Raw genomic sequence first — 13,250 nt, 5'->3', positions numbered from 1 at the left:
CTCGGGGCGGGGCTAGGGGGTGTTCCGCAATAGGGTCAAAATCATGGGGTGGCCTGTTTGGCGTAGCTGGCGTGTCTGATTGCGTGTTGTCATAAAAAGAAGCGTGCACAGGTTTTTCAGGCGGTGATATGTGTCTTCCTTCCAACTCTTTCGCGGGGTACTTGTTATCATGACCAGTAGGGTTCTTCAAAAGAGAGGGAGACACTTCATGAACCGTGACTTTATATCGCCCAAACAATGCCTGAAAAAAAGCACCGGTGACATGGGCAGCTCTGAACAACGTGTTACTCTTTTCATGTTTATTCCAGCTGTGCTTACACGCATGGGTCAAACTTAAGCTCACTTTCATGTGGTAATCTCTTTTTATTAATCAGTGGCTGTATGAATTTACAAAATACTAATATTATCTGCCCAGTCGCTCAGATCTGTAGCCTTTCCACTATTAAACGGTGAGATGTCCGGGTGCGTGATTTTAATGTGTCACTAATAAGCCGAGTGCCCGAGGGACAGGGCGCGTTTTGGGGATTCATCGAACAAACAATCGTCGCCCGTCACTTAGAACCAGTCTTAAAAACTTCCCCGCCGGGTAATATCGCTTCTTTTCGAGAATAAAGCGCTGGTGTCGTTTTACTTGATAAATGAACAACGACTGTCATCTGTCTGAAAGCCCTCTGCTATTTCCCTTAGCAGAGGGGCATGATCAGCTAATAGCGGGTATAAAAGGCACTTTGGAGACGACATCCGCATTTTGAGCCCGATGGCGCATAAAATGATCCATCAACACAATGGCCACCATGGCCTCAGCGATGGGTGTTGCCCGAATACCGACACAGGGGTCATGACGACCTTTGGTAACCACTTCCACAGGATCACCCTGTACATTGATTGAACGGCCCGGTGCCGTCATACTGGAGGTGGGCTTCAGGGCAATGTGGGCAATCAAGTCCTGCCCGGAGGTAATCCCGCCCAACGTGCCACCGGCATGGTTCGACAAAAAACCTTCAGGCGTCATTTCATCACGATGTTCCGTGCCCTTTTGCGTCACGCTGTTGAAACCGTCACCGATTTCAACCCCTTTAACGGCATTGATACTCATCAGCGCATGGGCAAGGTCAGCATCAATGCGGTCAAAGACCGGCTCACCGAGACCGGGGGGCACCCCTGTTGCCATAACAGAAATTTTTGCGCCAACGGAGTTGCCTTCACGACGGAGGCTGTCAATCAGTTGCTCCATGGCAGGGACTTTATCAGCATCGGGTGAAAAGAACGGGTTGTTATGGACTTCGTTCCAGTCCATTTTTTCAGTCTTGATGGTGCCAAGCTGCGATAAATAGCCTTGTATTTTAATGCCTCGCATTGCCAGACATTTCCTGGCGATGGCACCGGCGGCAACACGCATGGCGGTTTCCCGCGCCGATGAGCGGCCACCACCACGGTAATCCCTGAATCCGTATTTATGCATATAGGTATAGTCTGCGTGGCCGGGGCGAAAAATATCTTTTATCGCCGAATAATCCCGGGATCGCTGATCGGTATTTTCAATCAATAAACCAATGGGGGTTCCGGTGGTTTTCCCCTCAAACACACCTGAAAGAATGGTTACCTTGTCGGGCTCTTTTCGTTGCGTGGTGTATTTTGATGTGCCGGGCTTACGGCGATCGAGATCTTTTTGCAGATCAGCTTCTGTTAACGCGATACCCGGCGGGCAGCCATCAACAACGCAACCTAGCGCAATGCCGTGGGACTCACCAAAGGTGGTCACTTTGAACAATTGGCCAATACTGTTTCCAGCCATAAATAACCTCAGGCGTGACTGCTGTTTTTTATACGGTGTCTGAATACTTTCTGATATTCACGGCAATCAGCGGCTGGCAAGATCAGCACGCCATGACCGCCCGCTTCAAATTCTGGCCAGATAAACGGTACCTCAGGATAGGCCTCCTTTAGCGCCCACTGGCTGTTGCCAACCTCTACTACCAATAAACCATTCTCTGATAAATAATCCGCCGCCCTGGCCAGTATTACACGGGAAAAATCCAACCCATCGCAACCAGCTGCCAGCCCCAGGCCAGGCTCATAGTGAAATTCATCCGGCATGTCAGACATATCGTCTTCATCCACGTACGGCGGATTACTGAGAATCAAGTCATAGCGGGGCTTTTCTGTGGTATTCTCCAGAGCATCAAACAGATCAGAACGCAGGGTTTGTACCCGTCCCCATAATTCGTGGCGGTCAATATTAATCATTGCCACCTCCAGGGCATCCTCTGAGATGTCCAGCAGATCTACCGACGCTTTTGGAAAAGCATGGGCAGCAGCCAATCCTATACACCCGGAGCCAGTGCACAAATCCAGGATGCGATGGACGGGAGTACCTTCCAGCCATGGCAGAAATTCATTATTAATCAACTCCGCAATGGGGGAGCGGGGAACCAGAACCCGCTCGTCAACGTAATAGGGTTCACCGCAGAACCAGGCCTGGTTTAATAAATAAGCCAGGGGTTTGCGTTCACTGACACGTTGCTCAATTAGCTGCCCAACCTTTTCCCGTTCGCTAATACTCAGGCGGGCATCAAGATAATCATCCGGCAAGTTCCAGGGAAGACTCAGCACCTGAAACACCAGATGAAGGCTTTCATCCAGGGCGTTGTCGCTACCATGACCAAAAAACAAGCCCGCCTCACTGAAGCGGCTCGCACCCCAGCGAATAAAGTCTCTAACGGTTTTCAACCCTTCACAGGGTTGTTTGGGATCGGTCATTGTCTTCGTCCGAAACAGATAATAAAACAGGCTTTCTGTCTCCTTTGTGTCAACAGAACCCGGAACGGGTTAAAATAGCATACTATTTCACTCATCTGGAGTATCTGCTCACTAATCTGTGCATTTACTTAGAAAACAGGTATGCCCAACAATGTCAAACGCTGATAATGATGACGATGATTCATCCCGGCTATTTCGGGAAGCCATGGAAGACGTCAGGCCGTTAAAAAGTACAAAAACGCATCAGCGCTCTCCCAAGGAAAGGCCATTACCAGCAGCTACTTATCAGGCACGACGAGCGGCGGCACAACGTGCCGGACGGACGACAGGTGGCGCTGCCCTTTCTGACGCCTGGGTGGAGCCTGTTGGTCCTGACCAGTGGATTCACTTTGCCCGGACAGGTATCCAGCATACCCGACTGAGACAACTGAGAATGGGGACTCTTCCTATACAGTTTCAGCTCGATCTTCATGGTTATAGTATTGAAGAGGCAAGAGAGACTACCGCCGAGTTTCTCCATTTTTGCCAGCGGCAGGGTTTTGTATGTGTCCGTATCATCCATGGTAAAGCCCATCGCAGCCCTGATCGAAGCGTAACCTTAAAAAGTCATATTAATCATTGGCTTAAACAGATTCCTTCAGTCCTTGCCTTTTGCACGGCACCGGCATCTGAAGGGGGGACTGGTTCCGTACTGGTTCTGATTAAAAGGCGGTAGCTAAGCTCCATTTCCTTCAGCTGGTAACCTCCGGGCAGGGCACAACTCCCAGGGACAGGGACCAGTCAACAGGCTCAATGCCTTTGCTGACAAGATAGGCATTGGCTTTTGAAAAAGGCTTACTGCCAAAAAAACCGCGATGGGCGGATAGTGGCGATGGGTGCACAGATGTCAGGACACAATGACAGTCTTGATCAATAAACCGCCCTTTCTTTTGCGCGTAGCTTCCCCAGAGAATAAAGACGATATGTTTACGTTTTTCATTCAGTTCCGCGATGATGCGATCGGTGAACTGTTCCCAGCCCTGCCCCTGATGTGAAGCGGCTTTTTTATGCTCCACAGTGAGCACGCTGTTGAGCAGTAACACCCCCTGCTTTGCCCAGCTTTCCAGGGAGCCATGGTTGGCCGGAGGAATGTTCAGATCGCTGTGCAGTTCTTTATACATATTTAACAGCGAAGGCGGAATGCGCACACCGGGCCGAACAGAGAAGGATAAACCATGTGCCTGACCCGGACCATGGTAGGGGTCCTGCCCAAGTATCACCACCTTGACCTGATCAAAAGGGGTCAGGTCAAGGGCATGAAAATACTCACTACCTTTTGGATACAGGACTTTTCCCGCGGCTTTTTCATTGAGTAGAAATTGTTTGAGCTCCCACATGTACTCTTTTGTGAATTCATCCTGAAGATGCAGTTTCCAAGACGGTTCCAGCCTGATATCCACCATGGGGGTCTCCTGTTATCTCAGCAGGATTATACCCTCTTCAACAGTGCCCAAAAAGACCTGAGAAGACCTGAAAAGACCCAAAAAACGCTCAGAGGCAGCCTGAAAGTCCGGGTTCAGTGAGGGTAAAGAGAAATGGAAGATAAAAAGTCGATTTTGAGGGGGCGAGTAGCCCGTTAATTAACGAACAAAATCGGCTTTTTAGACCTGTTTATCACAGCCCAAAGCAGCGGTATGACGTAGTAAGACAGCTTCTGAGAGTCATGAACTACCGAGCATCAGTTCAACCTGACGCCTTAACAGAACCCTGGCAAGCTTGAAATCTACAGGCTTTTCCCTGACAAGGGCATCGTATTCAACCTGATTGATGATGCTGGCAAACAGACGCGCGTCAATGGCGGGTTGCGCGGAACCCATCTGCTCAAAAAAATTCTCAAGGCTTTCAAGGAAACACCGTTGGTGACGGTAGGCAATTGGGCGGAGGTTATCATTTCGAATACATTCGATTTGGAAACAACGTTCAACAATAATCAAATCACGGTGATGCTCCAACTGTGCCTGAACATAGCCTACCGCTAACTCTGTCATATTGTTAACAAAGGCTTCCCTGGCTTCATCGGTGTTATCCAGGCTATTGGCGGCAGCTTGTAGTTGTGATTCGGAATCTTGCCAGAAGTCACTGAATGCTTCTACGCCCATTTCCACGAATAAAGTAAACGCATCGCTAATCAGATCTGTAATATCCTTAAAGTAATAGGTTGTCGCGGAAAGGGGGACTTCGGCCTCTTTGGCGACAGCGCGATGGCGAACGCCCCTGACACCCTCACGCACAACAATTCTCAGAGCGGCTTCTAAAATTTTCCGACGACGTTGCTTACTGTTCGCCCGGCGGGCTTCGCGCCCCTGATATTTCAAATCGACTACAGATGAGGAATCTTTTGTTACTTCCATAAAAGCTGCCTTTCGTCTAAAAATTATTTACGATGAAGGTTTTATTTTTCATATAGAACACCAATCTACAAGTTAGCAGTTACTGATCACTCTGCCAGTCAGCGAGTAGAAATTATAAAAATGGATTTATAACAGCGTTATAAAAGAGGGGTTAAAAAAATAGCAGCCGAAATTAAAGCTGCCAGTGAATCACCAGAGGACAAAATATAAGGCTCTGTGGGGAGGGGCAATTTTAAGGGAAAGGGTGATTTAAAGGGGAAAATGAGTCACTGAAAATCGGTATCAGGCTCCTGGGCCACGGGGCATTGGCTGACGCCATGGGACGTCGTGAAAGGAAGAGGCTTCAGCCTTGAGAGTGGAAATCTGACCGATAAAGACAGAATAAAGCACCTGCCTCAGGGCGTCACTCGGGGGTAAAGTGTACGGTGGTACTCAGAGAAAAGCCCGGCAATGGGCTGGTCATGGTCATCTCGCCATTTTAGACAGGGGCTGGAATAGCAGACTGATTCTGGTGAAGCGGTTGTACGATCCCGATTTTCAGTCACTCATTTCCCGTTCAAATCAGCATTTCACTTGATATTGTCCTATCACTATAACAGGGTGTTGTTTAAAAATTCTTCCATATCCTTCAATCCCATATCATTCCCTCCACAGGCTTTATCTATTTCACATTTTAACTCTGCCAGCGCTTTGTACCCGTAATTGGGCTTTACCTTGGAAGTAAAGTAGTTTTTATCGTTAAGACAGGAACGGTATAAGCAAATACACTCCTTGATACTTCTTAATTTCATTTTTGGGAAGGCGTATATCGCTAGAGACAGGTGTGATCTCAGTGGTGAATTGCCGTCTTTTATAGGGACAAAGGGAGCTCTGCTGGTGTGCCTTACCTTTCCGTTGTAAAATTCAAACATATTACCATACTTTATTGTTATCGGATCGAGCATGTTTAAAACGGCTGGGTCGGTTATCACTCTGGAATAATTGGTAATATAGTAATCATTTGAACAGCAAATAAGACAACGACCAATGTTCTCAGGATCGGAAAAGTATTGGGTAATACGTCCAAAAAAAAACTGAGATTTGAAATAGACCGTCGGGCATGACCTGGGACTGCCAGTGTAGCCGATGATATTTTCAGGAATATAAAAGTCATCTCTATAGCCCATTGTTACTCAAATTTCCTACCAGTTTTTTTTTGCCATGGTAGTCATTACCCGATCGTGTTCAAATACGTAGATCCTGCATAGGCTAAGGAGCAGTCTAAAAATAACTTCCCGATTTTCGTTCACCCTGAACTCCGCGCTTGCCGAAGAGTTCAGGGTGGTGGCAGCGAGCTTCGACAGGCTCAGCCCGAAGGGCAAAACTGGGAAGTTATTATCAGGCTCTTACTAAAGATCCGTTTTACGGGTATTCTGCCGTTTTTGCCATGGCAGTTAAGAGCAGACACGCTATAACTAAAAAGAACTATGGCGGTCTAAAAATGCTTTCATATCCTTTGATCGCATATCCTTTTCTCCACAGGCTTTACTGATATCACGCTTTAACGCTTCGAGCGTGTTGTACGCGAAATTAGGCTTTACCCAATTAAAAAAATAGTCATTATCTTTACGAGAATTAAGGTATAAATTAATACAATCCTTAATGCTTTTAAATTTCATGTTTGGGAAGGCGTATATCGCTAAAGAGAGGGATGACCTTATTTGTGAATGGCCTTTTTTTATAGGGGTAAAGGAGGTTCTGCTGATATGCTGGATAGCCCCGTTATAAAATTCAAACATACCACCATACTCTGCTTTATTGAGATAAAGCTCCCTCAAAATCTCCGGGTCAGTTATTGCTTTGGAATAATTGGCAATATAATGATCATTCGAACAGCCAACAAGAGAGCGACCAATATTGTCGGCCCTGTGATAATGTTGCGTTATACGCCCAAAAAAACACTGGTATAGAACTTACGCATTGACAGCACCGACAAAAAATGGCCTTAACCAGTCTTTTCCCTCTGAGAAGTCCTTTATAAACTCCCAAGTGGCTTCTTTGAGGGCATCTTTTCTCACGCTGTAAATACTCGTTATTGACTCTGACACTTTCATGACCTGTAAGCAGGTATACCCAAAGATAGCCGCAAATATATGGTTATTGATTTGCTGCTTTCCTCGCACCTGAAAACGCTCAATGTTACACAGCTGCTTCAGCGCCCTATGATACTCCTCAATATACCAATGATGGCTGTGTAGCCTGTCAAAGAATGATTTCGATAACGTCTCCGGTTCTGCATCAGGAGTGTAAACAACGTAATGGCGCGGCTCGTTTTTTAGCCACGTCCGATAAAGTCGCACAAACCCAAAGTCACGTAGCCATACGGTTATCCCCTCTTCGGGGACTTCAAGGCTATGCACTTGTTGATACTGACCCTTTAGGATAGAAACAGTCCGGTTGCTTTTGACAGCAAACATAAAGCCCAGACCGTTGTTTTTTACGGCCTTCAGGTTTGCAGTACTGCTATACCACGAGTCACCCGTAACAAAGGCAGGTTTTAGTCCCCATGCAAGCACCTCCTGAAGCATGTCGATAAAATACTCATTTTTCGACTTACCTTCAGATGGATCGTAAAGACGATAATTGACAGGCTGGCTGTAGCCGTTGATATCTGTGTAATAGAGCGTAATGAGGTTTATACCCTTAACTGCTTTATGGTGCTTTCCTGAATAGTAGTAGCCCACGTAAGCCATGTAACGGCTATAAGGCTTGTCCAGTACCGTATCGTCAACAGACAAAGTGCCGCCTTCGAGGATGAGTTTAACGGCTGCTTTCATAAAAAGGTCTTTAGGAGCAAATTGCTCTCGTTGAAGGAAGCGGTTAACGCTGTCGTGTGATACGTCACCTAAATCGCTAAAGCGGGTGCATGTGGCAGACTTGGGTTCACACAATAAAAAACCTGTGTATTTAGCGAGGTCACACTTCGCTGTTGTGGGTCTGGTTATCTTCCTACGCACGACAAAATCTGTTTACTTTTGCATATGGCTGATTTAGCAGTTTTTTCAACCTGCTGTCAATGCGTAAGTTCTATGGTATTCAAAATAGACCGTCGGGTTTGACATAGCGCTGCCAGTGTAACCGGTGATATTTTCAGGAATATAAAAGTCATCTCTATAACCCATAATCAGACCACTTAAATTACACATTGAGCCAATTTTGCCATGGTAATCATGTTGTAGCCGTGGATCAAACACGCAGATCTTGTATAGGTTGAATACCCGTTTTATGGGTATCGCCTAGTTTTTCCATAGAAGCTGTTCACAGTGTCAGTTGTCGTTTTTCACAAAAGATTATGAACAGCTTGCAAGTCAGTTTTATTTACGCCTGAGGCCGCATATGGGGAAATAATAAAACATCCCGAATGGACGGAGCGTCGGTAAACAGCATAACCAGCCGGTCGATACCAATGCCTTCACCGGCAGTGGGTGGTAAGCCGTATTCCAGGGCATTGATATAATCCGCATCGAAGTGCATGGCTTCATCATCACCGGCGTCTTTCTCCGCCACCTGTTGTCGGAAACGCTCTGCCTGGTCTTCAGGGTCATTCAACTCTGAGAAGCCATTGGCTATTTCACGACCGGCCACAAAAAATTCAAAACGCTCGGTCACAAAAGGGTTTTCATCATTACGGCGTGAAAGGGGAGACACTTCTGTCGGGTAATCGGTGATGAACGTTGGGTTCAGCAGACGGCGCTCAACGGTTTTTTCAAAGATCTCAATCTGGATCTTACCCAACCCCCAGGTGCCTTTTACTTCGATATCAAGTGTTTCTGCCACCTGGCAGGCCGACTCACGATTATCGATATCCGCTGCGTCCAGATCGGGGTTAAAGCGCAAAATAGATTCAAACACAGACATCCGGGCAAAGGGCTTACCGAAATTAATGGTTTGCCCTTGATACTCAAACGTCGTTTTACCCATTACATCGTCAGCCAGGGCTTTTAACATGGCTTCGGTATGATCCATCATGTCGTTGTAGTCGGCGTACGCCTGGTAAAACTCCAGCATAGTAAACTCAGGGTTATGACGGGTGGAAAGTCCTTCATTACGGAAATTCCGGTTAATTTCAAACACCCGTTCAAAACCACCCACAACGACACGCTTCAGGTACAGCTCAGGGGCAATACGCAGATACATATCGATAGCCAGCGCATTGTGGTGAGTCACAAACGGGCGGGCTGTAGCACCACCGGGAATGACCTGTAACATGGGCGTTTCTACTTCCATGAAATCCTGCTTGCGGAAGTAAGCGCGAATGCCGTCCACGATTTTTGAGCGGGTAAGGAATACCTCGCGTGATTGCTCACTGGTAATTAAGTCAACGTAGCGCTGACGATAGCGCATTTCCGTATCCGTCAGCCCTTTGTGTTTTTCAGGCAGTGGACGAAGTGATTTAGTCAGTAGCCGCGCGCTTGTCATGTCCACGTAAAGATCACCCTTGCCAGAGCGGTGAACTGTGCCTTTCACGCCAACAATGTCACCCAGATCCCAGGTCTTGATGGCTTTTAACTGCTCTTTTGGCAAAACCTTGCGGTTGACGTAAAGCTGGATACGCCCGGACATATCCTGGAGTTCCATGAAGGCGCCCCGGTTGAGCATAATTCGCCCTGCCACACTCACCTGGTGACCTGCTTCCAGCAGGCTTTCTTTGCTGGCATCTTTGTAGGTGTCCCGCAAATCACCTGCCAGGGCGTTACGGCGGAATTTATTCGGGAAGGCAACACCTTCAGAGCGAATCGCAGACAGCTTTTCCCGGCGCTGAGCTACCAGTCGGTTTTCTTCCTGAACGTTAGTCACCGATGCTTCATCAGACATAAGTCCATCCATTTTTCATTCTTTCATCAAAATCAAGGGCCAGGAGCTTAACGCCGACCTGCTGGAAAAAAACCAGATTTGACCTGGCTTGTATGCTGTTTTCTACCAATAAAGCCACTATTGCCCCGAGTATTGCCCCGACGGAGCGCAATAGCTGCTTTCAGGGCTGCGGTCAGCCCCGAGGGACGCTAAGGGGCGTAAGGGGCGTTATAGCCCTTTTTTCAAGCTGGCTTCAATAAACCGGTCAAGGTCACCGTCTAACACCGCCTGGGTATTGCGGGTTTCAACACTGGTGCGCAAATCTTTAATCCGGGCATCATCCAGAACATAGGAACGAATCTGGCTGCCCCAGCCAATGTCCGATTTGGTATCTTCCAGCGCCTGGGCTTCGGCACCGCGCTTTTGCATTTCGAGCTCATACAGTTTGGCTTTCAGCTGCCGCATGGCTTTGTCCTTATTCTGATGCTGGGAGCGCTGATTCTGGCACTGCACCACAATGCCCGTTGGATTGTGGGTGATTCGTATGGCTGAATCAGTGGTGTTTACGTGCTGACCACCCGCGCCACTGGAGCGATAGGTATCAATCCGCAAATCAGCCGGGTTAATATCCACCACGATGTTGTCGTCAATCTCAGGGGAGACAAAAACAGAGGCAAACGAGGTATGGCGACGATTACCAGAATCAAAGGGCGATTTTCTCACCAGCCGGTGAACGCCACTTTCCGTGCGCAGCCAGCCAAAAGCATATTCCCCGGAAAATTGCACTGTCGCTGACTTGATGCCTGCCACTTCACCCGCAGAAACTTCAATAATATCACACTTGAATCCCTTGGCTTCGCCCCAACGCAGGTACATTCTCAGCATCATATTGGCCCAGTCCTGGGCCTCTGTGCCCCCGGAGCCGGCCTGAATGTCGAGATAGGCGTTGTTCGGGTCCATCTCACCGGAGAACATACGACGAAATTCAAGTACTTCAAGGCTGGCTGACAGTCCGTCCAGCTCTTCTATAACGCCTTGAAGCCCTTCTTCATCGGCTTCTTCTACCGATAAAACCAGCAGCTCATCGGCATCCTGGAGTCCTTCTGTCAGGGTGTCTATGGTCTGCACCACCGCTTCGAGCTCCGATCGCTCCTTGCCTAACGACTGAGCATTGTCAGGATTATTCCAGATAGCCGGGTCTTCCATCTCACGCTCAACTTCCTGTAACCGCTCACATTTGTTAGCGTAGTCAAAGATACCCCCTAAGCACGTCTGTGCGTGCGCTCAGGTCTTTGATTCGCTCCTTGATAGGGTTGACTTCAAGCATGACGCTAACTCACTCGCAAATAATGGTAATAATCGAGGCATTCTACCTGATAAATCAGCTTGAGGGCAGTGCCTGAAGCCTTCGGGCGCGGCTACTGTCAAGCATAGTTGACACACGCCAACGCGTTGGTTTGCTTTTTCGCGAGCTGCCAGCGATCGTTGTTAAACGGGTCTCAAGGGCTGATTTCGCCAGTAAATAGCGAGCTATCGCAACAGCTAACGGGCAAAAGCTGTATGGCTTGTTGATAGTAATCGTCGAAATAAAGGGCCTGGTTGCTGCGGCGTTGGTATAGTAGCGTCCAATGATGGGTATCAGGTGTTCACAGAATAATAACTGTCTGGTGTTACTGGAAATTGGATTTGTCTGCTATTTCACCGTCAATGTTTGGCGTTTTAAGGATGAGATATCGATATCTCCGCTGCCACAGTAGCCAAAAGTTCAAGCCCTGATTCTGGTTGTACTCCCCCCAAGGGTTCTACTCCCCCCAGGGGTTCTACGACTCTAACCGGTTCTTTTCCCTTTTGGATAACAGTGGTTACCTCTGCATCAACCGATTTTCGAACGATGACAGTCGCGCTGCCATGGTCAGATACTACTTCAGATACTGACGTTGTTTCAGCAGGCTCATCGCTATTGAATATATGGGTTGTGCTGGTAGCTGTGGTGCCATCGTCTAATTTCTCGGTAAATGTGGCCGTGAGGATTTCACCCACGCCATTGTGTTTTTTTCTTATGTGTCTTGTGACATTGCCTCTACAAGAAAAATTTTTATTACAATTGCTGCAAGTGAAGGAGCTGGATCTTTCTTCGTGGACTTTTAAGTGTGTGTTACGCGTGCTGGCAGCGGCAAAAGCCTTTCCACAGATATCGCAAGGATAAGGTTTTTCTCCCGTGTGCGTTCTCACGTGGATTTTGAGGCCACCAGGTTGAGCAAAAGACTTATCACAATGAGGACACTCATACGGTGTTTCCCCGGTGTGCCTTCTTTCGTGTCTTTTAAGAGTTGTAGAATGAGTAAAAGACTTATCACAATGAGAGCACTTATAGGGTTTCAGACCAGTATGTACTGCCACGTGTCTGGTAAGATATCGCTGTTTTTTGAACGTTTTTTGGCATACGTTGCAAGTATATTCATGTTCATGTTCATTCATGGTAATTCACCGTCAATGTTTGGCATTTTAAAGATGTATCTCTTCTGCCACACTAGCCAAAAGTTCAAGCCCTGATTCTGGTTGTACTCTCCCCAGGGGTTCTACGACTCTAACCGGTTTTTTTCCCTTTTGGATAACAGTGGTTACCTCTGTATCAACCGATTCTTGAACGACGACAGTCGCGCTGCCATGGTCAGATACTACTTCAGATACTGACGTTGTTTCAGCAGGCGCGTCGCTATTGAATATATGGGTTGTGCTGGTAGCTGTAGTGCCATCGTCTAATTTTTCGGTAAATGTGGCTGTGAGGACTTCACCCTCGCCATTGTGTTGTGTTTTTATGTGTCTTTTGATATTGCTGCTATAAACAGAACTTTTATTACAAGTGCTGCAAATGAAGGAGCTGGATTTTTCTTTGGAGTGGACTTTTAAGTGTATTCTACGCGTGTTGACAGTGGCAAAAGCCTTTCCACAGATATCGCAAGGATAAGGTTTTTCTCCCGTGTGCGTCCTCACGTGGATTTTGAGGCCAACAGTTTGAGCAAAAGACCTATCACAGTGAGGACACTTATACGGAGTCTCCCCGGTGTGTATTCTTTCGTGTCTTCTACGAGTTGCATTATGATTAAAAGACTTACCACAATGAGAGCACTTATAGGGTTTCAGACCAGTATGTATTTTCATGTGTTCGGTAAGATATTGCTGTTTTTTGAACGTTTTTTGGCATACGTTGCAAGTAAGCTCATGTTCATTCATGCTATTTCACCGTCAATTTCTGGCGTTTTAAGG

13 protein-coding genes are annotated in these 13,250 nt (G+C 47.3%); 1 reads left to right on the top strand and 12 read right to left on the bottom strand.

Features of this window, described 5'->3' with window-relative positions; translation table 11 throughout:
* The 3 genes from V4C51_RS15170 to prmB all read right to left on the bottom strand — a co-directional run.
* Window positions 1-349: hypothetical protein (locus tag V4C51_RS15170; protein WP_330927021.1), on the bottom strand; the 349-nt coding region annotated here is incomplete at its 3' end.
* A 351-nt stretch (window positions 350-700) separates the two neighbouring features.
* Window positions 701-1,795, bottom strand: a complete 1,095-nt coding sequence (gene aroC, locus V4C51_RS15165; protein WP_330927020.1) for a chorismate synthase — start codon at window positions 1,793-1,795, stop codon at window positions 701-703.
* A gap of 8 nt (window positions 1,796-1,803) precedes the next feature.
* Entirely contained in the window at window positions 1,804-2,760 is a 957-nt protein-coding gene (gene prmB, locus V4C51_RS15160) for a 50S ribosomal protein L3 N(5)-glutamine methyltransferase (RefSeq protein ID WP_330927019.1), read from the bottom strand.
* 151 nt (window positions 2,761-2,911) lie between these two features.
* On the opposite strand from prmB, the gene V4C51_RS15155 reads away from it, so the two are divergent.
* Window positions 2,912-3,475 carry a Smr/MutS family protein gene (locus V4C51_RS15155; protein WP_330927018.1) on the top strand — a complete coding sequence of 188 codons (564 nt, stop codon included), beginning with the start codon at window positions 2,912-2,914 and terminating at the stop codon, window positions 3,473-3,475.
* A gap of 16 nt (window positions 3,476-3,491) precedes the next feature.
* On the opposite strand, the gene ung is transcribed toward V4C51_RS15155, so the two are convergent.
* The 9 genes from ung to V4C51_RS15110 form a co-directional block, all read right to left on the bottom strand.
* Window positions 3,492-4,202: a uracil-DNA glycosylase gene (gene ung / locus V4C51_RS15150; RefSeq protein ID WP_330927017.1), complete on the bottom strand. Its 711-nt coding sequence runs from the start codon at window positions 4,200-4,202 to the stop codon at window positions 3,492-3,494.
* Window positions 4,203-4,460: 258 nt separating this feature from the next.
* On the bottom strand, window positions 4,461-5,150 hold the full coding sequence (locus V4C51_RS15145; RefSeq protein WP_330927016.1) for a TetR/AcrR family transcriptional regulator: 690 nt from the start codon (window positions 5,148-5,150) through the stop codon (window positions 4,461-4,463).
* 590 nt (window positions 5,151-5,740) lie between these two features.
* Window positions 5,741-6,316, bottom strand: a complete 576-nt coding sequence (locus tag V4C51_RS15140) for a hypothetical protein (RefSeq protein WP_330927015.1) — start codon at window positions 6,314-6,316, stop codon at window positions 5,741-5,743.
* Window positions 6,317-6,604: 288 nt separating this feature from the next.
* Window positions 6,605-6,928, bottom strand: coding sequence for a hypothetical protein (locus V4C51_RS15135; RefSeq protein ID WP_330927014.1), 324 nt, complete (start codon window positions 6,926-6,928; stop codon window positions 6,605-6,607).
* Between the two features lie 174 nt (window positions 6,929-7,102).
* The gene (locus V4C51_RS15130; protein WP_420797683.1) at window positions 7,103-8,146 is read right to left on the bottom strand and encodes an IS701 family transposase; all 1,044 of its coding nucleotides are present in this window, start codon (window positions 8,144-8,146) and stop codon (window positions 7,103-7,105) included.
* Window positions 8,147-8,507: 361 nt separating this feature from the next.
* Window positions 8,508-10,004 carry a lysine--tRNA ligase gene (lysS, locus tag V4C51_RS15125; protein ID WP_330927023.1) on the bottom strand — a complete coding sequence of 499 codons (1,497 nt, stop codon included), beginning with the start codon at window positions 10,002-10,004 and terminating at the stop codon, window positions 8,508-8,510.
* Window positions 10,005-10,211: 207 nt separating this feature from the next.
* Window positions 10,212-11,310, bottom strand: a protein-coding gene (gene prfB, locus V4C51_RS15120; RefSeq protein WP_330927013.1) for a peptide chain release factor 2 whose coding sequence is annotated in 2 segments (ribosomal slippage) — window positions 10,212-11,234 and window positions 11,236-11,310 — 1,098 coding nt in all. Because the reading frame shifts where the segments join, the coding sequence is not laid out codon by codon here.
* Between the two features lie 392 nt (window positions 11,311-11,702).
* Window positions 11,703-12,461 carry a C2H2-type zinc finger protein gene (locus V4C51_RS15115; RefSeq protein ID WP_330927012.1) on the bottom strand — a complete coding sequence of 253 codons (759 nt, stop codon included), beginning with the start codon at window positions 12,459-12,461 and terminating at the stop codon, window positions 11,703-11,705.
* Between the two features lie 27 nt (window positions 12,462-12,488).
* Complete coding sequence (locus tag V4C51_RS15110; RefSeq protein ID WP_420797682.1) at window positions 12,489-13,217, bottom strand: C2H2-type zinc finger protein; 729 nt, start codon at window positions 13,215-13,217, stop codon at window positions 12,489-12,491.
* Window positions 13,218-13,250 lie beyond the last annotated feature (33 nt).

The organism is Candidatus Sororendozoicomonas aggregata, assembly GCF_031528575.1.
GTDB classification, from domain to species: domain Bacteria; phylum Pseudomonadota; class Gammaproteobacteria; order Pseudomonadales; family Endozoicomonadaceae; genus Endonucleibacter; species Endonucleibacter aggregata.
The sequence above is the reverse complement of the archived record's forward strand: the minus strand, read 5'-3'. Positions and strand labels throughout refer to the sequence as shown.